14 protein-coding genes are annotated in these 25,122 nt (G+C 55.5%); 5 read left to right on the forward strand and 9 right to left on the reverse strand.

What is annotated here, in order from left to right; all coding sequences use genetic code 11:
• Window positions 1–18 precede the first annotated feature (18 nt).
• From OSO_RS0120775 to OSO_RS0120790, 4 genes are all read left to right on the forward strand, one after another.
• Complete coding sequence (locus OSO_RS0120775; protein WP_010585068.1) at window positions 19–936, forward strand: DUF1559 family PulG-like putative transporter; 918 nt, start codon at window positions 19–21, stop codon at window positions 934–936.
• A gap of 43 nt (window positions 937–979) precedes the next feature.
• Complete coding sequence (locus OSO_RS0120780) at window positions 980–2,272, forward strand: DUF1501 domain-containing protein (protein WP_010585069.1); 1,293 nt, start codon at window positions 980–982, stop codon at window positions 2,270–2,272.
• Window positions 2,269–3,855, forward strand: coding sequence for an EF-hand domain-containing protein (locus OSO_RS0120785; RefSeq protein ID WP_010585070.1), 1,587 nt, complete (start codon window positions 2,269–2,271; stop codon window positions 3,853–3,855). The genes OSO_RS0120780 and OSO_RS0120785 overlap by 4 nt, the downstream gene beginning before the upstream one ends.
• Window positions 3,856–4,372: 517 nt before the next feature.
• Window positions 4,373–5,821: a PQQ-binding-like beta-propeller repeat protein gene (locus tag OSO_RS0120790; protein ID WP_010585071.1), complete on the forward strand. Its 1,449-nt coding sequence runs from the start codon at window positions 4,373–4,375 to the stop codon at window positions 5,819–5,821.
• A 126-nt stretch (window positions 5,822–5,947) separates the two neighbouring features.
• Here OSO_RS0120790 and OSO_RS0120795 read toward each other — a convergent pair whose 3' ends face one another.
• The 9 genes from OSO_RS0120795 to OSO_RS0120840 all read right to left on the reverse strand — a co-directional run bounded on the left by OSO_RS0120795 (window position 5,948) and on the right by OSO_RS0120840 (window position 23,217).
• Window positions 5,948–9,151, reverse strand: coding sequence for a c-type cytochrome (locus tag OSO_RS0120795; RefSeq protein ID WP_010585072.1), 3,204 nt, complete (start codon window positions 9,149–9,151; stop codon window positions 5,948–5,950).
• 248 nt (window positions 9,152–9,399) lie between these two features.
• Window positions 9,400–10,800: an MFS transporter gene (locus OSO_RS0120805; protein WP_010585073.1), complete on the reverse strand. Its 1,401-nt coding sequence runs from the start codon at window positions 10,798–10,800 to the stop codon at window positions 9,400–9,402.
• Window positions 10,797–12,179 (reverse strand): 3-deoxy-D-manno-octulosonic acid transferase, encoded by a 1,383-nt coding sequence (locus OSO_RS0120810; protein WP_010585074.1) that lies wholly within the window; start codon window positions 12,177–12,179, stop codon window positions 10,797–10,799. The genes OSO_RS0120805 and OSO_RS0120810 overlap by 4 nt, the downstream gene beginning before the upstream one ends.
• 353 nt (window positions 12,180–12,532) lie before the next feature.
• Entirely contained in the window at window positions 12,533–13,432 is a 900-nt protein-coding gene (locus OSO_RS0120815; RefSeq protein WP_010585075.1) for a glycosyltransferase, read from the reverse strand.
• Between the two features lie 109 nt (window positions 13,433–13,541).
• Window positions 13,542–13,742, reverse strand: coding sequence for a hypothetical protein (locus OSO_RS0120820; RefSeq protein WP_010585076.1), 201 nt, complete (start codon window positions 13,740–13,742; stop codon window positions 13,542–13,544).
• A 107-nt stretch (window positions 13,743–13,849) separates the two neighbouring features.
• The gene (locus OSO_RS0120825) at window positions 13,850–14,563 is read right to left on the reverse strand and encodes a hypothetical protein (RefSeq protein WP_010585077.1); all 714 of its coding nucleotides are present in this window, start codon (window positions 14,561–14,563) and stop codon (window positions 13,850–13,852) included.
• A 166-nt stretch (window positions 14,564–14,729) separates the two neighbouring features.
• The gene (locus tag OSO_RS44430; protein ID WP_010585078.1) at window positions 14,730–19,586 is read right to left on the reverse strand and encodes a bifunctional serine/threonine-protein kinase/formylglycine-generating enzyme family protein; all 4,857 of its coding nucleotides are present in this window, start codon (window positions 19,584–19,586) and stop codon (window positions 14,730–14,732) included.
• A gap of 134 nt (window positions 19,587–19,720) precedes the next feature.
• Complete coding sequence (locus OSO_RS0120835) at window positions 19,721–21,115, reverse strand: hypothetical protein (protein ID WP_010585079.1); 1,395 nt, start codon at window positions 21,113–21,115, stop codon at window positions 19,721–19,723.
• On the reverse strand, window positions 21,112–23,217 hold the full coding sequence (locus tag OSO_RS0120840; RefSeq protein ID WP_157605365.1) for a TolC family protein: 2,106 nt from the start codon (window positions 23,215–23,217) through the stop codon (window positions 21,112–21,114). Before OSO_RS0120840 ends, OSO_RS0120835 begins: the two co-directional genes overlap by 4 nt.
• Before the next feature lie 427 nt (window positions 23,218–23,644).
• Between OSO_RS0120840 and OSO_RS0120850 the strand changes: the two genes are divergently transcribed.
• Entirely contained in the window at window positions 23,645–25,009 is a 1,365-nt protein-coding gene (locus OSO_RS0120850; protein WP_029247274.1) for an efflux RND transporter periplasmic adaptor subunit, read from the forward strand.
• Window positions 25,010–25,122 lie beyond the last annotated feature (113 nt).

Genomic DNA, 25,122 nt, shown 5'->3' on the forward strand with positions numbered 1-25,122 from the left:
GGTAGTGGAACCAAACCCATGAACGCCATCCGCCACGGGTTCGCCCTGAACGAACTGATTGTCCTGATCGCACTCGTTACACTGACGATGGGCATCGCAACGCCGGCGATCGTAGTTTCGCGCGATGCCGCTCGACAGAACCGCTGTGCCGCCAATCTTCGCGAAATCGGTGCCGGGGCGCATGGCTTTGCCGAGTCCAACGACCAGATGTTGCCCTTCAATCAGCTTGCGGCTCCGTTCGGAAGTTGGAATACACAGCTACTGCCTCACATCGGACGCGAGAAGCTCGCGCGTGACTACAACCCCGGTCACGACTGGTGGGCCAGCAAGAATTCGCCAAATCGCGCCGTGGTAAGTGCCCGCGTCGAAACATTTCTGTGCCCCGCGGCGCCGCATCCCGACCGACAAGTCCTGACCATGGATCCAGAAACCGAGGGACAAAGTTTTCTCGCGGGCGCGACGGACTATGTGGGATCAGCGGGTGCCTACTATCAAGACAATCAGCAACACAACCTGCATCCTGGCGCCATGCACCACCGAACGCTCGTCAAACGGCTTCGAATTCCGGACATCGTCGACGGCACGTCGCAGACGTTGCTCGTCGTCGAAATGGCGGATAAGCCCAATTCCTGGCAGGCGGGTCGACTCGCTGATGACCGAACCGACAAACCTCAATCCACCTCTTTGTCTGGACAGTGGGCCGCCCCTAACTGGAACCATCTGCGATCGCATACGGCCGATGGCACGAGCGCCTTTGGTCCTTGTGCGGTGAACTGCAGCAACGGCGCGGCCATCTATGGATTTCATTCCGGTGGCGCCAACGTGCTGTTCGTCGATGGTTCGGTCCGTTTTCTCAAAGCGGGCATGTCACAAGAATTGTTGATCGCGCTTGTCAGTTATGCGGGGGGCGAACTCATCGCTTCCGCTGACGATTAGTCCCATTCACTCGTCCCGTTCATCCCGTTCCTGGAGCCTGATTGTGAACAGATCGCTGCACTCATTGAGCCGCCGAGACTGGCTTCGCGCGGCCGCGATCGGCATCGGATCGGCCGCCGGATCGATGTCAGGTTGGCTGGGCGCGCTCGCAAACGACGCACCTCGTAAGCCGCTGAAGTCCGTCATTGTCCTGTGGATGAATGGCGGCCCCGCCACAATCGATCTGTGGGATCTCAAGCCGGAAAACCCCAATGGCGGCCCATTTCGGCCGATTGAAACCGCCGCACCCGGCCTTTTGATCGGAGAACATCTCCCGAAACTGGCTCCGTACGGCAAAGACCTGGCCATCGTTCGATCGATGTCGACGAAAGAAGGGGACCACGAGCGAGCATCGTTCCTTCTGCGCACTGGCTATACCCCCGTGGGTGCCATTCAGTTCCCCTCCGTTGGAGCGGTTCTCGCGAAAGAACTGAGAACGGAATCAAACGATTTGCCGAACTTCGTCAGCGTCGCCCCCACACGTTACGCGGAATCGCTGAGCGGTGGATTTCTTGGTCCACAGCACGATCCACTCGTCCTTGGAGATTCGGCCTCACCCGCTGATGGATTGAAAGTGGCCGATCTGAACCGGGGCGCGAACGTTACCGAGATTTCGCAGTCCTCACGACTCAGCATCCTGAAAGACATGGATCGCCGCTTCGCCGTGACGCGAAACTCAGCGGTCACGGCGAGCATCCAATCCGCCACCGATCGGGCGGTGCGGCTCATGCGTCCAGAAGCAGCAGCAGCCTTTAACCTTGAAGAGGAAACCGCACAGACCCGCGCGGCCTATGGCAATGGACAGTTCGGGCAGGGGGTGCTCCTGGCACGCCGCCTGGTCGAATGTGGCGTCCCCTTTGTCGAAGTCACGCTCGATGGTTGGGACACACATCAGAACAACTTTGAACGCGTCAGAGACCTGTGCGGCACACTCGACGCCGCGTTTTCGTCATTGCTCAGTGACCTCAAATCACGCGGTTTGCTCGAATCCACGCTCGTCGTTTGTCAGGGTGAGTTCGGTCGTACTCCCAAGATCAACAATAATACCGGCCGCGATCATTGGCCCGCGTCCTGGGCCGTCGCACTCGCCGGCGGCGGACTTCAAACAGGAAAAACCATCGGCAGCACAAACGAGGATGGAACCACAGTCGCAGATCAACGCGTTTCCGCTCCGGACTTGATTGCCACAATTGCGAAGTCCGTCGGTGTCGATCCTCAAAAGCAGAATATGTCGAACGTGGGTCGGCCAATTCGCGTTGCCGCGCCCGACGCCAAACCGATCTTGGAACTTCTATGATCCGCCGCATGCTGAACCTGCTGATGCTGATCAGCATTGCCGTGCCACTTGGCCTCAGCACAAGATCGGTCGCAGATGAAACGATTGAACACGCGCGTCAACCAGAGCACGTACCTCCGTCGATCGAGCTTCTTTTCATGACCGTCGATCTCCCTTCGCGCTTCGAACTTCAGATCGAGTTGGATGGCGTTCCAATTCGTGATATCTGGGAGACGATATTCGCTCGCTTGTTCGAGTTTTTTGATCGCGATGCGAATGGATCGCTCGACGAAACCGAAGTGACCCGATTGCCCTCTCCGTTTGCCATTCGTCAAATCCTCTGGGGACGATTCGCCCTCGACAGCGGAAGCAATCCACCGCTCCATCAACTGGATTCCAACGCCAACCATTCGGTTAGCAAGGAGGAATTGTCCGCTTACTATCGTCAGAGTGGACTTGGCGACCTGTTGATAGGGGTCGGAAAAACGTCGACAACCGAGGCGCTGAATGACGCCCTCATCAGTTCGGTCGATCTCAATCAAGACGGCTTCGCGGATGAATTCGAATGGCAGTCAGCGGTCGACTTGATTGAACGGCGTGACAGCAATGACGACGAACAGATTGGCCCCGGTGAACTGGTCACCAGATCGGCCTATCCGGGCGCTGTCGGTTCTATCTTCTTGCGCCCACCCGTTCCGGGCGAAGCGCCAAATCCGGTCGTTGCAGCACTTCCCTTCATCTTGCTTCCAAGAGAATCGCTCGCCCCAAAACTGATCGTGGATTTGCTAAACGCATCCAACTCAACAAATCGTCGAATTGATTCACACCAGATCGTCGCAATGCTGGAAAGCCCTCCTGAATCGTCGTGCAGAATTCAGGCAAAGACGACCACCGAAGGAATCCAGTTTGCCTATCCTTCGACCGAATTTTCAGTCCCACCCAATGGCCCGCGAATCGCCCCTGCGGGACCGGTAAGACTCGCAATGCGTTGTGATCAGGGAAAACTGGCAGCACAAAGCGTCACAGCGAGAAAGCAGTTTGAAGCCTTGTTCGCAGAATTCGATACAGACTCTAATGGAACGCTCTCCCCACAAGAACTCTCGGCCCCGCGAGCCCGAGCCTTGGGACAAATCGCAAAGGTCGCAGATTGTGACCACAACGGATCGATCAGCCGAACCGAGTTTTCCACCTGGCTTGATCTCATGGACCAGATCGCCCGGGGACATCTGCTGCTCACGATCATCGATCATGGCTGCGGCCTGTTCGAACTCATTGATCAGAACCATGACGGCGCTTTGTCGAGACGAGAACTGCGCGCTGCCGCCGATCGATTGCGGACTGCCGACTGTTTTCGCGACGGGCGTTTGAATCGGAACGCGTTGCCGCATCATCTGCTGGCGGTTGTCAGCCACGGTCATCCCCAGTCGCCCCTTGGTCGCCCCGATCGTCAGGGACCGGCCTGGTTTCAAGCGATGGATCGAAATGGAGACGGCGATCTCTCTCGCCGCGAATTCACCGGCCCCACCGAAATCTTCCAAAAATTCGATCTGAATCGAGACGGGTATGTCGATCACCAGGAAGCGGATCCTGATGGCAGGAAATAGCGCGAGAAGGGGCCCACACGTCCGGCGACCTTTCGAAGCCGACTTCAAGTTGAATTGTGATCTGTAACGGATGCATCCCACGCCGGACGACCAAGCCTGAGCTCGAATTCCGTTCCTGTCGCCCGGCCCTGATAACACCGACCAGCAATACCCAGAGATCCCTCCTGAATTCAGACGAAGCAGACCAGACGACTCTTGTACTTTCACCAGCCGCAGAATACTTTGACACTGAGACTCAGTCTCATTAAAATAGCTGACATTGCGGTGGCGATTGAGCAGTTCGGGTGCCATTTGCGATCACTGCCATTCAAAACGGCAACAAGTGACCGCCGTCTCTATACATCACCGCAACTCGCGACATATTTGCGCTTTAAGAACACGTCACCATGCAAGCTAGCGCAATACCGGCCGGGACCTCCAATGCCTTCACTGTCCATCGCCGGTCGGTATTGCGATTTCCACAACCCGCGTTCGAAACCTTGGAACGCGCCATGATTTTCAGATCGAGAGAGGATGAATGAGAAAACTTAACCACTGCAACAGGCCCCAAAAAGCGATCACTTTGCCGTGGGGGCTCGGCGTGTCCGTCGTCTGGCTGACACTGATATCGTTCGTGACAACTCCGTCAGTGATGTCGAAGGACTGGACGCGATTTCAAGACTCCGCCAGCGCGGAGGGATCCCTGTCCTCGGTTCCACTGTCCTGGTCTCCACAGAAACATATCCTCTGGACGGCTGCGATCACGGGCTACGGCCAATCGAGTCCGGTCACTTGGGGCGGCAAGGTCTTCATCACGTCCATTTCAGGACCGAAAAAAGAGCAATGCCATATTGCCGCATACGACCTTAAATCTGGTGCGCGGCTGTGGCAACACGATCTCGAGGCTGCGTCACAGGCGGAAAACACCAACTATGTGAGCCGGGCGGCACCGACACCGGTCGTCGATGCATCTGGCGTTTACTGCTTCTTTGAGGGTGGTAACTTGCTGGCGATTTCACATGGCGGAGAATTGCTGTGGCAACGTGATCTGATCAAAGAATACGGCGAGATTAACTCCCGTCACGGAATCTCCGCTTCGCTGGAACATCTGGATCAGCGGCTTTTTGTCTGGGTCGAGCGACAGGACGAGCCTTACATCCTGGCGATTGAGAAACCAACCGGCAAGAACTTGTGGAAGGTGCCCGGCATCGGTTCCACCAGTTGGGCAAGCCCCCGGCTGGTACCAGTATTGTCAGGACATCATCTGGTGCTGAGCGCGGTGGGGAGTGTGACCGGCCTTGATCCCCAAACAGGCACAAGACTTTGGCGGGTCGAGGGCATCACGGGCAACTCATCCCCGACACCCGCCCCTGCGGGCGACGGGCGTTTTTTGATCGGCGCCACGGTCGGACGCGGCGAAGCCGATTCTGGTAAGGCATCGGCCTCCAATGGCCTGGTTGCGATCAAACGCCTCGACGACGGCACTTTCAACGCCGACTTCGTATGGCGAGCCAAGCGCGCGACCTGCTCGTTCGGATCGCCACTTGTTCACCGTGATCAAGCCTATTTCGTGAATGCAACGGGTGTCGTGTTCTGCCTCGACCTCGCGACGGGCGAAGAGAAATTCTCGAGTCGACTGGCGGAAAGCACCTGGGCGACACCGTTTGTCATTAACGACCGCATCTGTTTCTTCGGAAAGAGTGGAACTGTATCGGTCATCGCGACGGGTCCTGAGTTCGACAAGGTCGCCGAGAATCAAACTTGGGAAGCGGCTCCACCCGCCGCAGAACCGGAACGATCAACTGCCGAGCGGCCCCCAGAGGAGAAACCCGCAAATCCGCTCGCGGCAGGAGAACGTCGGGGCGGCGGACGCGGAGCTCCCGGGGCCGGCGGAGGCCCCGTACTTTATGCCGCCGTTTTGACTAACGACCGCCTACTGATTCGCCGCGGCGATCGACTGTACTGCATCGGCAGCGACGCACAGTAAATCCGGTTCCCCAGTTCCAGCGATCGCTGCGACGGCAAGCACCACATCTCGACATCATCAAAAAAGCCGGGACGATCGCAATGATCATCCCGGCTTTCTCTACGTCTTATTGAGCGTATTCCAGGATCACTTACGGAACATTGGATCGCGTGGATTGCCTCGCGACAACAGATACGCCAGCAGATCCAGAACTTCGTTCTCGTTCAGCGGCTTCAGCAGATCCTTCGGCATCAACGAAACAGGCGAGAGATGCTGCTCTTCGATGTCGTCGTTCTTCACCGTCACCACCTTCGTGGAATCCTCTGGATCGACGAGCAAACTAATCGAATCATTCGTCGCGTTGACGATTCGGCCGGTGTAGGTCTTGCCGCCCTTGGTTTCCACAACGGTCGTCTTGTACTGATCCGAAACCACTTTGCTGGGGTCGATAATCGATTCCGCCAGATCCTTGAACACGAATCGCCCAGCCGCCTGGGTCAAGTCATGGCCTGTCGAGCCACCGTCACCGGCGAAGCGATGACACACGACGCAGCGCGCAGCCTTGTACATCGTTTCACCATTCTTGAAGTCACGCCCCTTTAGCGAGGTTTGCGACAAAGCGACCAATTCATCCAGCGTATAGTCCTTGCCGGGCCCCGCGGGTTTCGGTAGTTCGGGTGCCTTATAGGGCTTACGGGCCCCTGCGGCTTCGACCACGATTCGTTCGGCTTCGGGCATCAGCTCGAACGCCGCATTATCGATATTCGTCAAGAACTTCTGATAGCTGTGACCACCAGCCCAGGAATGGGCTTTTTCAAACCAACCGAAGTACGTCTTGCGATCGTCCAGCGTCCAGCCTTTCTTCAGATTCCGCAGCACGAACGCATAGTGGTATTGCTGAAGGTCCGGCGCGTTGGCATTCATCTGCTCGATCGATCCGCCGAACTGCTTGTTACGCGAAGTGATGTCGCCCAGGTCCTGCTTCTCGACAGTTCGTTCTGCCTTAAGCAGTGGTAGAATCTTCGTAAGCGTTCCGGGGGACTCTGTGAACACCATCAGATTGGCGAGTTCACGATTCTGTAGATTGTTCTTCGTCGGAAAGAGTGCGTCGAACTTGGCACCCAACTGCTGCACCACTGAATCGTCAGGTCGGCCCAAGCGAATAAAGGTGAGCTGGTACGCACGCAACAAACCGAACTGCTGCGTCTCCGTCAACTTCGACGTCTCGATCCCGTTGAGCGCGGTCAGCAACTTTGCTTGCAGTGCGGGCTCGGCCTGGCGCGCCAATCCCACGACGCCCGTAATCACAACGTCTGCATTCTTCGAGCTCAGGACTTTGTCCTGCCACAATTCCAGTGGCAGTCGCTCCAGCGCCACACGGGTTGCATAACGAATATGTCGATCTGCGTGCCCCAGGTAGGGCACCAAGAACTCAACAGCCTGGGCCGGGTTGACAACCGTCGCACTGTGATAGGCTTCAATCTTCCGGCGAAGTGCTCGAACATCGCTTTGACGGACGTCATGAACATCCACCGGCGCGGTTGAGTCTTTTCCGGTGTAGGTCACGCGATAGAGTTCTGACTGAGTGCCTCGACCGCCGACCGTGAAGTACATCGCCCCATCCTTGCCGATCACGACATCCGTCAGTGGCAAAGGTGTCCGCGACACAAACTCTTCTTTCGTGGCCTTATAGCTCGCACCATCGGGTTCCAGATGGACGGCATACATGGTTCCGAAGGTCCAGTCGCAGATGAATAGTGATCGCTGGTATTTGGCGGGGAACTTTGCGCCATATCCGAACTCCACACCGACCGGCGACCCCGGACCAACGTCAAGCAAACCTGGCAGGCTATCGACGAAGTAGCTGGGCCAGCGACCCGTTCCGCTACGCGAACCGAACTCACTGCCGCTCGTCGCATGCATCACGCGCGTGGGCAAGTACCACGGCGACCCCATATCCCATTCCATGTCAGAGTCATAGACAAAGATCTCTCCGTCGGCGTTGAAGGCGAAATCGTACTGATTTCGATATCCCACCGAGATGACTTCCCACGTATTGCCGTCCGGGTCTGTTTTCGCAAGCCAACCGCAAGGGGCCAGAATTCCGACCGCATGGCCACCGGCATCCCATTGACGTGGCAACAGCAGATCCTCGTCCCAATTCGGGGACAAACGGCTGGTCGCGCCCTCAGGAAGCGTGGCCCGCAATTGTTGCGGACGAATGCCACCCATGGTTTGAGGTTCTGAGTTCAATTTGATCTCGAACGGCAGCTTTGTGTGATTTCCGGCAACCATGTAGATCGATTTGCCATCCGGTGACAGGCGCAGGGCGTGTGGACCGTGCTCGCCGCCACCCGGAATATCACGCAGCTTCAGAACTTCGTCGAACTTGTCGTCACCGTTGGTATCTTTGCAGCGATAGAGACCATTGGGCACTTCGCCACCATTCACGACGATGTACAAACTATCAAATGCAAACAGCAAACCCTGGGCACTCGACACCAGTTTCCCGTCAAATTGAATCTCCAACGGCTCGACCTTGGTCGGCTCGCCACTACCTGTCGCGGGTGGCGTCACGCGGAACAGCCCCAACTTACCTTGATCACTGACAACCAGGCGACCTTTCGCGTCCGTTGTCAGGCTGACCCATGAACCCAGCTCATCTTTGGGAACCGTGAACAGGCGTTCGACTTGGAATCCAGGCAGGACGTTGAACAAATCGCGTGGAGCCTCGACCGGGATCTCCGCAATCATTCCTTTACCGCCGGGATGATCTTCCAGCTTCGAAACGACACGCACAGCGACAGATTCTTTCGCGTCGCGTGATTCAGCGGCTTTCCACGAATCGTTGGTAACGACATACCGTACTTTGCCATCCGTGCCCGTGATCGCAAGCTTGGCCACAAATCCAGCGGGACCACCACTGTTTTCGACCGCAGCTTCAAGAACGTTCTCGCCGGATTTCAGGTGCGGCTTGAGATCAATCTGAATGGGGGCATTGAAGTCACTGCTCGTCGCAACTTTCTTGCCGTTGACGAACACGGTCACGGCGTTGTCGCACGTCGCTCGCAGCCAGGCACTCTTTGCTGCACCTTCGAATGTCGTTTTCAGCGAGTACTTCTTCTCATCATCGGCTCCCCAAATCCAGCTCGGGGCAGGGCCGTCTTTAAACAAGGCGGCTGTTGGGGCGTCGATCGGAACAAGGGGCGCCCCCGAGGGACCAGCGAGAGGTGCAATCTCAGGCACTTGGGTGTAGATCTTGCCATCCGTCGTCTCGGCAGAGAGCCCGACGGAAGACAGTGCCAGGCTCGACATGACGAGCATGGAGAAACGATTCACTCGAAAGGACATCGCCATCATTTCCTTTAAAGGTGGGCAGTTCAGGCAGGCAAACTGGCGGGCAAACTCATCCAATGACTTCCGCTTTTCCGATCAGCCCGATCTGAAAACTCGAGAAATCTATCGAATCATGCACATCTGTGACCAATTCGTCCACTCAACAGAATTCCACCGGACGCCTTCCCCATGAAAAAATCATCCGCACTCGCAAGGTGATAGCCGTCGAATGCCGCGGACCGCATGAAGGAATGCGTCTCTCTTCAACGGATTTCCGGATTCGCAGTGCTCGCAATCGGCGCGAGCGAGACGTGAGATTCACGGCACTCCACCAATTCTTGGTACGAACGCTTCGAAATTGGAAAATAAACCAGGGCGAGCGACGCCCCCATCGCGAGAACGGTCGGAACGGCCGCATAAGTCACGCGCAGTCCCAACACGAGATTGGGTGATACCTCTGATTCGCCCCGATATCCAATCGCATGCAATGTCTGCCCGGCGATTAGAAAGCCGACACCCATCGCGATTTGATAAACCAGGTTTCCGATGCTGACATACATTCCTTCGCGGCGCTGGCTCGTATGATGACGGTCATACTCCAGAACGTCGGGCACGATCGCCCCTAAGATTGTGATCATCCCCGTCCCGAACACTCCCATTCCGAACGTGATCGCACACAGTTCGACCATCGTCCACTGACGCGCGACAAATGCAATGCAGGTGATGGGCCACAGCGCAATGGCCAGTCGCAGGATGATGTCCTTTCCGTATCGCTGTGCCAACCAGACCCACGGCCACACGCTGATCAATGCTCCGGCAAATAGCCCAACCAGTAGCGCCAGCGAATCCTCTTCCTTCAGGCCATGAAAGTGCTCAAGCACAATAAACAATTCGGCCGACGTCACGCGATCGGCAATGGTCATCAGGACAAATACGCCCAAGAGAATTAAGAACGCCCTGTTCTGAATAATGGCGACCACACCATCAACAAACCGGAACGTCTGCTGATCCGATGGCGTCGGTCGCTCGCTTGTACCAAAGTATGCAACGAGTGCGGCAACGACGGAAAGCACTGCCAGTGCCGCGGCGGCTAGACAATAGCAATCGGCCCGCGACAACTCGTGTCCCGCAAGGGAATACCCGCTCAACAGAAGTGCCAGCGGCACGCTGAACGTCGCAACAAGTGTCGTCAGATTCTCGACAAGATTTTTGTAGCCGAATAGCCTCGTCCGCTCGTCGTAGTCCGTCGTGAGTTCAAATCCGAGCGCAAGGTGAGAGATTCCCATCAGTGACAGGAAACAGACCATTAGCGTCGACGTCACGGTGAGATAGATAAAAATCAAGAACTGAGAACCGTCGGGCGGTGTCATCATCCAATAGAACAGGAGGGCCGCTGGAATCGAGCCGATGAGGAAAAAGGGACGACGACGGCCCTGCGAAAACCGACTGCGATCTGACCAGAAGCCAATCAACGGATCGACCGCCGCATCCACAACACTTCGAACGAGAAAGGCCCACCCGATCCAGGCAGGGTCTAGGTGCACGTGATCCGAATAGTACTTCAGTAGGAACGCCCCCAGGTATCCGTAGATCGCAGTCAGGGTCACATTTCCGATGCTGTAACAAAACAGCGGACGGAAAGGCAGGCGGACGGAATCGTTCATGTCGCCTCCGAGATCTGATTTGTCGGCACATTGCCCGTCGCGTCGGACTCACCTACATCTTCGACGCGCTCACTGCTCGGAGGGCGCAGCGAATCCATTGGTGGTGGAAATACGGACAACACCCCGCGCACTGTGGTCTCCAACGAGTCACACTGCGATTTCACAAACTTCCTTGCACGATTTCCCACAGCAGAGGCCTCTTCAGGACAATTCATCCAAAATCGAATCAGATCTGACAATGCCGCGCGCGAGCAAACCTGCACCGCGCCGCCTGCCGCGACAAGTTCGTCGGCGACTCGTTGAAAATCCGTCACTGACGGGCCAAACGTGACAGCAAGCCCGTAGCTGGCAGGTTCCACCATATTATGCCCCCCCTTGGGAGCCAGGCTGCCACCGACAAACGCAAACTCGCCAAGCCCCCAGAGGTCACGCAAATTCCCGGTCGAGTCGACCAGTGTTACAAGAGAGGGTACCTCGCACCGTGCCAACAACTGACTCTCGACGACGAACTCAAAGCCCCGCTTCCGAAGTTCTGCAGCAATCTCGGGGCAGCGAGAAACAAGCCTCGGAACAAGCACTAGACGAATTCTAGGAAAATCAACAGCGATCTCACGAACGATCGCGGCCAGACACAATTCCTCGTCATCATGAGTGCTTCCCGCCACCAGCACTCGATCCTCTAGACCGAAACCGAACAACTTTCGGTACTGCTCGGTTCGCGGATTCATCGAATCACGCAAGTGACCATCCAGCTTGAGTGAGCCAGTGACCTCAAGTGGCGGCGAGCCCACGCGGAAGAATCGGCGAATCCAGTCCGCGTCACCCTCTGACACCACTCCCCACCAGCGAGTCCGTTGCAAACTCGAACGAAACATCCAGGCATTCCAATCATGCTCGGCAATCTCTCGCTGTGTGATCCGCGTGTTGAAGATCGCCAAGGGAACTTCGCGACGCCGCGTTTCGCCCAACATGTTCGGCCAGAAGTCATTCTCTGAGATCACCAACGCCACTGGTCGAAGCTGCTCAAATGTCCGAGCCACGGCCCATGAAAAATCTGCAGGTGCTTTGAACACGAAGAGGTCCGAATACTCCCGTGATGCCACCAGAAACCCATCCGACGTGCCTACGGACATCACGAACTGAAGGTCCGGTCGCTGCGCACGAAGGCGTTTTAAAAGTGGGCCGCAGATCAAAGATTCTCCGACGCTTACCGCATGCATCCAAACGACGGGACGCCCATCCAGTTCTGGGCAATACCGGCCCCAAAAATTTCGCCCAAACGCGTGCACGGCATCCGCGTAAGATTTGGACCAGAAGAGCGATAGCAGGCAGAACAACAGATACGCCGCAAGGTAGATGAGGTCGAGAAGAAATCTCATGAATACTCATCACAGAGATAGGGCAGGATTGATGCCGGACGATGCGCGCCGAGACGACATGACAACGCGGTGAAGGATTTCATCATTGGTTTTAGCGTGCAACTGGCTATGCCAGTGCCAGTCGATATGGGAATGAGGAATACCGTTGGTTGGAAATCGAACGACAATCGACTTTCAGAACAATCCCTTATTGAATGGTCAACCGACAACCATTGACCTTTTGAGGATTAATGCGGACCGGACGCTGGCATAGCCAGCGGAACAGAAAAATCGCCCAATAAAACATTCACCGGATTGCGGGCAGGGGCATGCCATATATCGTCGAATTTCGCAAACAAGGTTCATGATCGTGATCAATTTAGTTGAATGGGGATGCTCTGAAAAACCAGCGATGTCCAAAACTCGTCATCGCGACGGACTTTGAGTTTTGAGAATTCCAGGTGCTCCGCACGAATCACGTCGGATTCGAGTTCCATTCGCACCGCTTCGTCAATGTGCGCCTCAAAGACGACGGGCAGCCAATAGTCATACCACGACCTTTCATCGAAGCAGATTCGTGTATTGATCGCTTGATTCCGCCAGATTTCAGGCCAATCGACATCATAGTGGAATTTTGGCTTGAATTGATGAAATACCAACGGTCCGCACAGATGCAGAATCGGAACCCCAGCAAAAAAAGCTTTGAGCGAAACTGCACCCTCAGACCCGCCCCACCCCCGTAGCTGGCGACTCCATTCCACTCGAGAATACACGCGACGCGGAATCAGGTAGGTCGGTGCGCGCAAGGCTGAAACGCGTCCGAGCCCTCCTGATGGAACGCGATGCTTCCATTCGGCAGTCATGTAGCGCTGCTGGCGACAAATCACCGCGTAGGCCCCATGCATTCGGATTTGTCCGTCGAAATCCAGAATGTCAGGAGTGACAATCGCGCTGTTTTCCAACGCCACCTTCGCACATTTCTCGAGGCAATCTGTTTCGACCCGCTGGTGCGCGTCAAAATACGCAATGACAGCCCCTCGCGCCAGACGGGTGGCCTCGACTCTCGAATTGGCAACACCGACCCGAGTTGGCCGACGGATGATTCGCAATGCTTCGTCCTGAACCAACTCGTCGCAACAACCATCGGTTGACGCATCATCAACCAGTATAATCTCAGGTGACGAGGACGAGTTTGCGCGAATCGACTCGATCGTCCGCGAAACCTCATTGCCTTCGTTATGTGCAGTGATCACGACGCTCATCAAGGGTCGCATTGCGTCCACACCAGACAACAATTCCACAACTCAAACAAAACAGTTAATGCGATAGAACGAAAAGTGGGCGAACCGTAGTTCACAACGGTTCGCCCCATACCGATCCGCGTTACGGCTTCGATGGACTATTCGCCTTTGTGACTTCATCCACCAATTCACTGAGCTGCTGCTGGAGTTCGTTCACACTTTCTTGCAATAGCTTCAACTTACCCAAAAGCACCGCAGGATTGGTTACAGACTGTCCGGGAACGCCACCTGGAGCCGCAGCCACCAATAAATCGGGCGTCGTAGGTATGGGGGGTAATGGCATCAGAGATTCCTTAAACATCCGGGGGGAGGAGCTGGAATAGAAACAGCGCGTCGCGTCAGCGCCGCTGCTTGTAAAAAGAACGAGACATCACGTCGTCCACGTCAACGCTATTTTCGAGTCAACTTCGTGACGACGATTCCCTCTGTCAACGTTCTACCCCATCCAGGAATCGGATTTCCGTTGGCGTCAGTAGGATGCGGTGTAATCCCCGTTGGCAAATCAATTGTGAACGTATTTTGAATCGCTTTATTGCTCTGCGCAACCCATCCAATCTCACCAATTCGCGTCGTCCGCCGTAGCGCGGGGTCTTTACCCGTTGGGTCAACTGCGTTGACGTCGTCGTAAATCACAGAGACATCGCCCGACAGATCACCCACCGCATCAAATCCTCCCAAATCGGCATGCATCTGACTCGTGATTTCGATTGCAGCCTGAACATAGGGATTCGCGGGATCATTGACATCTTTGCCGATGTCGGACATCAGCAACAGTGCAGGATCAAACCCGACGGCGGACAGCCAATACCCATACTTCGGATCACCGTTACTTTGACGAATTCGATGTCGCAGAAGTTGGTAGAACACTACAACTTGAGCGCCGCTGTCTTTGTCGTGCCCCGTGCGAACTTTCAACCAATTGTAGCCGTTGTCGACGCTGTTGATTTTTGTCGCAACTTGTTGTGCCGAGATCCCATCAAAATCGCGATCCCGATGAACATTCGCTGTCAGCTGCAGGATCTCGATACACCGCTTTGCGATCGTCGACGTAATCGGTACTGTCCTGGCGCTATAAAGACTATCCCAAACGATATTTACAGCCATCTAGCCCGCTCCTCCTGAGGTTTAATCCGGGACGTCAATCGAGCAAAATCGATGCACCCCATGACTGAAGCTGGAGAGTACGCATCGGCCGTTAAGGTGTCAACATGATCAACGCATCGTTCCTAAACGCTTGACCAAAATTGCGCAAACACACAAATTTCATTTCTCATTGCGAAGCTTGATCAGTCGCAATTGTCCGCGCAATTCGAAATCCGATGCGAACGCTCAGCTGAGTCCGCGCACGCGCCGCCAATCGATTGGCGGATCGCTGTCGCGAGATAAAGTCCCCAAACGAACTTCCCTTCACCACCTTCGCGGATTCCTCATCCGGATCGATCTCTTCTTCAGTATCGTCCCCTGCCACCCGTACATCCTGATAGCGATCATGAACCCATTCAGCGACATTACCATGCATATCAAACGCACCAAATCGATTGGGACACAAGCTTCCCACTGGCCAGGGATGCCCCTGTCCGTTCTGAATTGTATATGCATAGTGATTCGCGATGGAGAGATCGTCACCCCAGGTAAATGCCGTCACGGCACCGGCCCGGCAAACATACTCCCATTCCGCCTCCGTCGGTAACCGATAGCCAGTTCGATGGAGATAGTCGGGGTAGGGAATGAGATCGTCACCATCTTTTCGATAGCAATATTGGTCCTCAGGAATTCCTTCAAGCCGACTCAAGAAAAGACAAAACTCCGCCCCATGGTGCCATGGAATTGCAGATACAGGGCAATCCTCTGTTGGAGCTTCTGTCCGCCCCTTATGACGAAAGTCTGGTAAGAATTCCAGAAAGTCTTTCAATGTAATTTCGGTCGCACTCAAGGCGAATGTGCGACTAATTGTCTTTAAAACTTGAGCTTCATCCGATGCATCACGCTCAAACTCACCTGGCGGTGAGCCGACCATCACGGTCGTTGGCTCTCTGAAGACGAGCATGGTGATGCCACGTTTGTTGCGATACCAATCACGCGTCAATTCAGGCTTTTCGCTTATCGTCGCATGAAGCCGACCCAATTGATCGACTTCATTCCAGTTTTTTAATGCCCACTCCGCAGCCGAATGGACTCCTGGATTTGGGTCCATGGCGTAGACATTCGCTGCGATTCTTATAAGCCCCTGCCGTAAATCGGGCGGCAATTGATCGATGGACACTTTTGCCAACATTCTTAGCAGCGCCGAGCGAAAATTAACGTCCGCGATTTCAAGCATCCGTATCAGACTTTCGGGACGTGTCGCAAGTTTCGAAATACGGTTCTCGACGTATGAACTAATTGTCGGATCGGCACTCATCGGCACCAAAAAAGACTGCATCGGTTCGAATTGGTCAAACTCCATCAACGCAACAGCCGCGTGGGCTTTTCGCTTTCCAATTCGAAAGCGTTCATCGCGCGAAACGTCCTCTGGAATCATCGTTTTGTATTCGTCGATCAGCAACGGGTATGTCGTGTCTTTCTGCGCTTTCAAGCGTGGGACGAAGACTTGATACTCCTTCTCCGTTGCGCGCACCGCCAGATCAACCAGTCGGGGCGGATCATCCGCAGCGAAGTCTGCCAGAATCATCGCGGCGACGTATCTGTCGACATCGGACTCATCCAATTTCGAAAAGACGCGATCCAGTTCGAAAAACAACACCGAACGGACAGGTCGAAGAACGGCAACCCACTGATCGAATCGGCCAAGATTCTTGCCAACCTCAGCCACAAGTTGCTTTACAACAAAGCCAGAGACCTCTCTCCAGTGAGCTTCGTCCTTCTGAACAGATGCGTGATCGACATTCGCCACGCCGACCGCGGCGCGCAGCCGCTGGCCAGCATCATGCTGGGGATCGCGTAAGACGCCCCACATCCGGGGGATCAGTTCATCACAATCACCCCAGGACGCCAGCCCCCCACAGATTGGAAGAAACTCATCAGGTGCGGCACTCAGCAACCCAGCATACACGGACTCTTCTTGTGTTCGGTCGACGGGAAACAACGCCATCGCCGCGTGCAATCGAGGAGCACGGCCAGAATCCGGTGATTGGACAATGCTTTGAAGCAACGGATTCGCAATCGCACGATACGGCTTCAGACTCTCAATGATCTTTGGCACGTCGTCCGCTCGAGCGCTTAACAATGACTCCACCATCGCCGTCGCGCGGGCCATCGCCACTTGCGAACGCACGCCGAAGAAGACCGCAAACAGAATCAACGCCGCCACGCTCCCTCGGGTCCCATAGTACGCACGTGACCGACGAAGCACTTGTCGACTCTCGCGTTTCGCGCCCTTTCCAGCGAACGCCAGAATGCTGATCCACTCAAAAAAGGAGGGCAGCGTCCGATTGGACGGCTTCTTGCTCCAGACGGCGGCACGATCCGCGAGTAGAAGTTCGGCGCGACCCTTGCGCGTCTCTTTTTGTTTCCGCGTCAGCCACTCTTGGAGTGAGGGAACCAAGTAATCATGCGTTAGGTGATAATAACGCCCTTGATGCTGCAATGACGAGGCAACCGTTGCCTGTTGTGTGTCCAACCCTTCAGGATCGGTGGGGGCAATCAACCGCAAATCGCAATCCAGCAGGTGGAGCAATGTAGAGAGTTCTTCAGGTGTGTCCGAATAGCCCGAAATCTCGAGCAACTCCTCATAGGAACGCATTTGACCCTTGATGCCTGTCGAATCGTCGGGCAGCAGCGCACGCAATACCGCACGCGCCGCCTTTTGGTGCAAGCGAAGCAATGGACTGGCCGCGCGACCGTTGAAGGTTTCTTCCAGAAAGGCGACTCCAACCCCCTCCGTACCACCGACGTCTTTCAAAGTTGCGAGCGACCAACTCTTGTCCTTGAACATCTCCGCAAACAGGGACAATTGAACGGGAATAACCTTGTCATTCGTCGCCAGCTCCGACACCGCTTGGCGAATAAACGCCTTTTGCTCGCTGTCAATCTGGCCAGGATTCGGCGGAAGGATGTGATAGGCATGTCCAAGAGCCGTCAACACCTTAGTGGCATGCCGCAAACTGAATAGGTCCACGGCCGCGAGATTGCTTTCGGGGATTAGCCGCACCTCAACATCATGCATAAAATTCGTGAGTGCCATCCAAAAGTCGTCACGGACCGTGATCAGGCACTGCAGACGATTTCCATCGCATTGACGGATCGCGCGAACCAGCTCGCACGCCTCGTCCTTCGGACGCGAATGCAACCATTGCTCGAACTGATCAATCACAATCAGGATTCGCGGCTTGGCGTCCCCGCCCGATTGACGACGGAGCGCCGCCATGCTGTCCGCCAACCCCAGCTCGTTCGACAGCTCTGGACATGCCTTGCGGATCGATTTGAGCAAACGCGTTTCGGTCTCAATGGGCGTCGACTCTACATAGACGGGCAGCACCGAATCGCCCAGTTGGGGAAGAACGCCCGCTTTCAGAAATGACGACTTTCCGCAACCGCTAGGGCCGTAGATCACCCCCACCCGAAATGTCTCGGCCGGCACAGCCTCGATTCGCTCCTTCCAGAACTTGACGCTTTCGGGCAGTCCGTTTCGATCTCGAGGGCCGGGCAACAGTTCCAGAAAAAATCCCGCGTCGTTTCGATCAAACGACCGCAACCCCTTGGGTTCGATGTGAACGCCCGTCTCCAGGAACTGATTTCCGCTCGTCGCCGTAATTCCCTGTCCGCTCAGGCCAACAATCCGCTCCGGCCGACCGTTTTGAACAGGCCCCAACTGCAAAAAGCTCCGCAGGTCGGACGCCATTTCGATCGTCTTGGCGTAACGGTCAACAACCCGGTATGCCATCGCTTTTAAACAGATTCGCTCGATCTCGCGAGGAATGGCGTCGTCGATTTGCCGAGGTGGCTTGGGGTCGGTCGCCGCCGAGGAATCAAGACGATTCGCAGAAAAGGGCCGCTGTCCCGTCAATAGTTCATAAAACACGATTCCAAGGCTGAAGAGATCCGATCGTCCATCAACCAGATGGCCTTCACCTCGACACTGTTCGGGACTCATATATGCGAGCGTCCCCAGCATCGTGTAGCCGGTGCCGTAGTCCACTTCTCGCAGCGCAATTCCAAAATCGGCCAGATATGGCCGCCCTGCGCCATCAATCAGAATATTCGCAGGCTTGACATCACGATGCACAACACCGTGTGAGTGAGCATGTTCCAGAGCCTCGGCCAGCGAGATCACCAGTTCCGCCGAGGCGGTCACGGACAGTGGCGTCCGCTTGACCTTGTTCGCAAGATCGCAGCCATCAATGTACTGCGATACGACGTACCACAATCCGTCGTCTGTCTTGCCACAATCAAAGACCGAAACGATGGCATGATGTTGTAAGCTCGAGAGAATCCTCGCTTCCGTCAGATAGCCTTCAATATCTTTCTGCTGCAAGGCGCGATGACGATGCGGTATCTTGATCGCGACATTCCGTTCAAGCCGACCATCTTTGGCAAGCCAAACGCGTCCAAATCCGCCGTCCCCCAACAAACGCACGATCTCATATCGTCCAATATACGCAGGCTTATACGACGGTAATGCGTTTTCTCCACTCGCCTTCGAAACGTCGCGCGTTGGCCGCGATTCGAACGCCGGATCTTCTACCTTCGCCGGTCGTTCCGCAACCGTGGGATCGAGAGAATGGTTGTTCCCAATCTGAAGTGGATCGATTGTGGGACTTTCCCCGCCCGCGGCAAAATCGCAAATCTCTTTCGTAAACTGGGGAAATCGGCGAATAAACTGATCGACATCTTCCTTGCGCCGCGGATCACAGCGTCTAAGCAACTCCGCCTGAACGAGTTTCAGCGTAAGATCTGGAGCTTGCTGCAAGCGCGGGAGCCGCGATACGTACTCTTCGACGGGCAGCCCGATTCCACCCCGCCACCGATTGATTTGGTCGATCACACAAACTTCAGCGGCATCTTCGACGGGCAGATCGCCATGTTCCTCCAGAAACCGAAAGATATCCGGAGGGTCGCCGCCCTGCTGCCAGAGCTTGGCGAAACGCTCTTTCAGCCCCCACTTGTTCATTGCATCGAACTGATTCATAGAGATGACAGCCTGGTAGATACCAGCACTCGTTAAGAACGCGCTGTTCGAACGTCTCACGAATTGTCGACATCATCCACGGGATCTGCAATCAACTTGTTTATGGATTTGACGGATTTCGCGCGACCTCGTGGTTAGAACATCATGCCCCAACCGGCATTCAGTGTCCACGAGAGGCCGAGCTGTTGACCATCAACCCACTGATAGAAAGGAATTCCAGATTCCAAAAACAAACGCTGTTCGCGAATGCGGTGCTCTGGCCTGCTCAGAAGGTAATTCACACCAAGCAATCCACTCACACTTCGTGTCGCCTGTGCATTTGCCTGATTCACAGGCGACAGCGCAGGGTCCAGGCGTCCATCTGCTCCATGAATGTTCTCGGTCAGCCGTCCATCGAGCCGAGCCGAAGTGCTCCACTGCTCAGTCCACCGTCGCGATACCCATGTGGTAAGCTCTACTTGATTTCCGAGCTCATAGTTCAGCGTGTTCTTACCGGTGGGAATGACCGCATTCGCTTGCCCCCCCCAGGTCCAACAGTCTGTCTGCCGCCGATACGTGTATCCCAACAAGAGATCATAAGTTCCTGAACTGGTCCGAAGCTGATACGGCAGATTCGGATCAGTTGCTGACGGCATCACTGTCTGTGTTTCGAGAAACCCAACAGGAAGATTCAATCCAACACTGAGATGGGACTGTGACTGAACGCCCCGCGTCATCACATACAGCCCCATGATTCGAATGTCACCTGGGTTTGTAAATGTCGCCTTATTGTAGTTTGTCGCCGTCTGATAACTGATTTCATTGTGATCGAACGGAAGCTGTGCAATCACGGTCCAGTCATTCGTCGCTCCATATTCAATCTGCACGACCTGCGAATTCTGCATCATGCGGGTTGGAGAAAACGGATATCCCGTCGGCACACCTGATCGATGCGATCCAACATAGTTCTGTTCGAACGTATTCTGCAGATAACGGTATGAAATAAAGGCCTTACCCGCGGGAAGCGTGTGATCACCAAAAACGCCAATGGGCGCAATTCCATCGGGTCGCTGAAGATCAATCGACTGACCTATGCGCGAGTCATAATCGAACACCGTATTGGGGTCTGACACCACAGCACGGTATTCTTGTTCGTCGCTGTGTTGAATAATCCCCGTAGGCGGACCGATCAGACTATACTCGATCGCAGGCAACGGTGCCGCAGACGGTAACGGCTCATCGAATCGCCCCCACGCGGGCGTTTCAGGATCTGGAGGGGGTGCGGCGTTGAGCGGTTGCGGCATGCGATCATCCGACTTTGGAACGGCGATCACGTCCGAGACCTGTAGCAGCCGCCCTTCAGTCTCGTCTGTCGTCATGAGCGCCGTAACAACTCGCTTTCCGGTGCGTTTCGAGTCGGATTGGGGTGGCGCGGCCGCGATGCTGAAAGCCGAAACAAACCAAATCGCGACGAACACCACTCCCATGGCCGCCGGCCTTGACTGACATCGCGTCGGCGAACAAACCGTGATCGAGGTCCAGGCAATCATGGCTGGCCTCCTTCCACATTGATGCGCTGCTCCGTCGCCGTGCCGCGTTCTGCCGATGTCGGTTGATCGATCATCGTACCGGACGAGGCGCTCGGAAGATCTGACAACAACTCACGAAACTCTCGCAGTTGAATCAGATTTGCAATATCCGTCAGGGCGCCCCATTGCATAGACAATGTGGTGATATAGATCCCAACTCCCGTCGCCAGATTCTGCTGCGCAACAATGATGTCACCAAATGCGACTTCCTTCGAATTCGAAATATGCCGTTCGTAAACGCCCAGATAGGCACGGGCCAGATCCGGCAGAATTTTGTTCCGGTAATACTCGGCCTGAACGCGTCCTGTCTGATACCGTTCGAATGCGTCAGCCAGATCGTTCGTCAACTGGTTCCTCGCCACCGCGTACTGCTGAGACGACTGATTCAGCTTACCGACGGCGCTGCGGATATTGCCTTGATTTCGATCGAAAATCGGAATCGGAACTGACACGTTCAAGTTGTATGACGTGCGCTGATACCCAGGTACGGTCGAGTCATTTTGTAAAGCACCGCCCACGGTGATGTCGGGGATGGGAATGACTTTCTGCAACTGCAATTCCAGCCGCGACTGTGATTCCAAGTTCCGCGAAGCGTGTAGATCAGGATGTACGCTCAGCATTCGCTCAAACAGGACGTCATAATTGTGGTTGGGCACAGGCATATCCACGCGCCCTTCCAGCGTCGCCAGTGGCAACTCGGGAACCCCCGTAGCAACAGCCAACTGCTTCCATGCCGACAGATAGCGATTTTGCGATTGCACCAGAATTGCACGAGCTTGATTCACCAGCCCATTCAATTGTGAAAGCTCGTACGCCGCTTGCTGCCCCTGTTTCAGTCTCTCGATCATGATCGAATAGACTTCGTTCGCGAAGCGTGTCAACGCGTCGTTGATGCGCGTCGATTCTTGCGAAACCAGGACATCGTAGTAACGTGCACGAACGATCCGCAGCACCTCAAGCTGGGTTCGCTCATACGCCAATTGAGCATTCATCAGCTCCATGTTGGCCGCCGCGCGCTGCAGGGGAACTTTTCCGGCCGTTTTCACTTGCTGCGAGACATAAATTCCCTGGTAGTTCCGCGTGAACGAAGACCCGACGGTATCCGCCTCGTAACCAAACACCGGATTGGGATAAACCCCCGACTGGATCGCCTTTCCTTGACTCATCGTGATCGATGCCAGCGCTTGTGCAATGATCGGATTGTGCTGGAGCGCGAGTTCTTCAAGCTCCTCCAAATCCATGGTCCGCTCGTGCGGCGCGACAATCTGCTTCGGCACCGTCGGGGGTGGAAACAGCATGTCGATCACAGCCATTTTTTTCGCGATTAACTTCGGATCATCCTCGCGCTGGGTCCTCGGAAGCATCAACCGAGGGGCCATCGCGCCCGGAATCTCGGGCGGAAAGCTCAGCCGCAGTGATCGGGGACCATTGTCCACGATCGGAGTTTGCGAGTGACTCGCCTCGTCATTCGTTGGATCTGCGGATTTCGACTGAGTGTCGCTCTCTTGGAAACCCACGATTTCGACGAATTGGTCGTCGTCGGAGGAACTGACTCGCCGGAAAACGGCTTGAATTTGAGACTCATCCGCCCGATCGGCGCCTGGAGTCTCTGCGTCATCGTCGTTGGCGGCAACCTCGTCGTCGATTTCAGAAGCAGCAACGCCACGCGATTCGAATGGGGACGCCGCAAATGAATTTCTCGCCTTCACGCCAAGGCGAGCCCCCGTCGCTGAAGACGATTTTTGCGGATTCGAGCCGATGATCGGAAGACGCTGATCGGACTCACTGCGATCGGTGGGGCCCAAATCCGTTCCCCGTAGAGCGGTATTTCGACAGCCAACACATCCGATCGACGCGAGGATCGCAAAGGCAACAACTCGAACCAGGCCGCGGAACGGAATGCGACCGGCTGATCCACGCAATCGACCTGTGAGGGAAACGTTCATTCGTTCCTGACGGCGAAGTAAGCCAATCCCGCGGGGCGTGACAGACAGCGTGCCGACAGACCACGTCGCATCGCTAATGACCTGAACGAAAGCGTCGACATTGAACGGTGTGCTCAAGAGGCGCTCGATTCCTATCGTGGCGGATATGAGGAATACTCCAATCAAATCGCCCGAAATCGGGGGGCCACTTTCAAACGAATCCACTTCAACGGCGAACCTCACGCAGTCGTCGCAAGTTCGACAGAAACCTGGACGATTCTATTCCCGGGAATCTGCAGTTTCCGCCGCTATTCAATTCGGAACGACTTCAGTAATGTTGGCCTGACGGGGTTCGTCAGCCCGCCACCAATCTGGTGAATTGGGGCTGGACGAGCGGAGCCCTCGAAGCTCGGGGTTTCGGCAATGCCTTCGAGCCCCGGCCAGCCGAAGATTTTGGCATGACAAGACACGAGTACCGCACTGCAGATCGAATGTCCTCCAGCGCCAAACCAACTCGAAAACAGCTCAACGATTCGGCGAATCAACCGGATTCGGGAGACGAAATATGACGAATCCGTCACGCATGCAGCGACCAATTCGCGTGGTCATAGGTCTCATTGCGATTGGACTCTGCGTCGTGGGCGGTTGGGCAATTGAACGACATCGCCAAGCACAACACGCGCAACCGCCCGAGGGAACATCGGTCCCCCCCAAAGCGCGAGAACGCCGGGATCTCGAATTCCTCGATCTCACCCCCGAAACGGTCAAGGCCATCCATCTCACCACGATCCCTGCGACTGTTCCACGGTTTTCAAAGAAACTCCATCTGCGCGGCTCACTCGCAATCGATCCCAACCGACTTTCGCATGTCCATGCCCGCTTTCCGGGAACGATTGTCGATCTGGCAACCGTCGCAGGACTTCGATCGCAGGAAGCTTTGGCATCGGCGTCCGCTCCAAGAACTTTGCAGGGGTTCGACAAGGTTGAGCAGGGCGTTCCGTTAGCGATTATTTGGAGCAAGGACCTGGGCGAAAAGAAGAGTCAACTGGCTTCATCGCTCGCCGAACTCCGGAAGGAAAAGCAGACACTAAAACGCTACGAGGCCCTGCAGCAGTCTGGTTCGATCTCGGATCGCGAGTTCATGGACCAGCAACTGAAGGTCGAACAGGGGCAGATCGCCGCATTCACGGCCGAGGCCACTTTACGGTCTTACCAGGTCTCCGAAGCAGAGATCAAACAGGTCAAAGAGTCTGCCGAAAAAATTCATCTCAGCCAGGAAACCGACAAGAGCTATTCCGCCGATTGGCCACGCGTGGTCGTCAGCGCGCCGATCAGCGGCTCAATTGTGGAAAAAACCGTCACCATCGGTGATATCGTCGATGCCTATGCCGATCTATTCAAAATCGCGGACATGAGCGTCCTGGCGGTCTACTTACATGCCTACGAAGAAGACCTGCCAGCACTTGAACAACTCCCCAAACCATTACAGGTCTCCATCAAAATTCTGGCCAACCCCGAGCATGGCGAACTTCATGGCCAGATCGATCGCTTCTCGCCGCTCGTTGATCAAAACGAGCACATGGCACTCTTGATCGGCACCGTCGACAACCCGAGACACGAACTGCTGTCGGGACAACTAATTACTGCCGATGTCGGAATTCCGGCGGAACCGGGGATCGTCGAAGTTCCCGCCAATGGGCTAGTCGATACCGACAATGGACCGGTCGCGTTTGTCCAGCCTGACACGTCGAAGCCGCACTTTCACCGGCGACATGTCAAAATCGTAAAACGATACTTTGACGTCGTGTATGTGCGCAGTGAGCTCTCCGACGAGCAGAAGCAATCGGGATTGCGTGAAATTCATGTCGGAGACGCCGTCGTTGCAGGCGGCATCCTGGAACTTGAAGACCACCTGCAGCAAGAGCGATAGCAGCCTGCTGAAGTAACGGGGACTGGCTCCGCCCAACTGAAAAAACGCCATGACATCGTGACCGCCAAGGTGCCTGTCCCCCGTACTTCAGCAGGCTGCTAACCAGTTCAGAT

Origin of the sequence: Schlesneria paludicola DSM 18645 (assembly GCF_000255655.1) — a bacterium.
GTDB lineage: Bacteria > Planctomycetota > Planctomycetia > Planctomycetales > Planctomycetaceae > Schlesneria > Schlesneria paludicola.

Excerpts from the sequence above, each read along its gene's own strand:
- OSO_RS0120835 (WP_010585079.1), bottom strand. The coding sequence starts at position 21,115 with ATGATTGCCTGGACCTCGATCACGGTTTGTTCGCCGACGCGATGTCAG.
- OSO_RS0120815 (WP_010585075.1), bottom strand. The coding sequence starts at position 13,432 with ATGCGACCCTTGATGAGCGTCGTGATCACTGCACATAACGAAGGCAAT.
- OSO_RS0120805 (WP_010585073.1), bottom strand. The coding sequence starts at position 10,800 with ATGAACGATTCCGTCCGCCTGCCTTTCCGTCCGCTGTTTTGTTACAGC.
- OSO_RS0120795 (WP_010585072.1), bottom strand. The coding sequence starts at position 9,151 with ATGTCCTTTCGAGTGAATCGTTTCTCCATGCTCGTCATGTCGAGCCTG.
- OSO_RS0120825 (WP_010585077.1), bottom strand. The coding sequence starts at position 14,563 with ATGGCTGTAAATATCGTTTGGGATAGTCTTTATAGCGCCAGGACAGTA.
- OSO_RS0120850 (WP_029247274.1), top strand. The coding sequence starts at position 23,645 with ATGACGAATCCGTCACGCATGCAGCGACCAATTCGCGTGGTCATAGGT.
- OSO_RS0120810 (WP_010585074.1), bottom strand. The coding sequence starts at position 12,179 with ATGAGATTTCTTCTCGACCTCATCTACCTTGCGGCGTATCTGTTGTTC.
- OSO_RS44430 (WP_010585078.1), bottom strand. The coding sequence starts at position 19,586 with ATGAATCAGTTCGATGCAATGAACAAGTGGGGGCTGAAAGAGCGTTTC.
- OSO_RS0120775 (WP_010585068.1), top strand. The coding sequence starts at position 19 with ATGAACGCCATCCGCCACGGGTTCGCCCTGAACGAACTGATTGTCCTG.
- OSO_RS0120785 (WP_010585070.1), top strand. The coding sequence starts at position 2,269 with ATGATCCGCCGCATGCTGAACCTGCTGATGCTGATCAGCATTGCCGTG.
- OSO_RS0120820 (WP_010585076.1), bottom strand. The coding sequence starts at position 13,742 with ATGCCATTACCCCCCATACCTACGACGCCCGATTTATTGGTGGCTGCG.
- OSO_RS0120790 (WP_010585071.1), top strand. The coding sequence starts at position 4,373 with ATGAGAAAACTTAACCACTGCAACAGGCCCCAAAAAGCGATCACTTTG.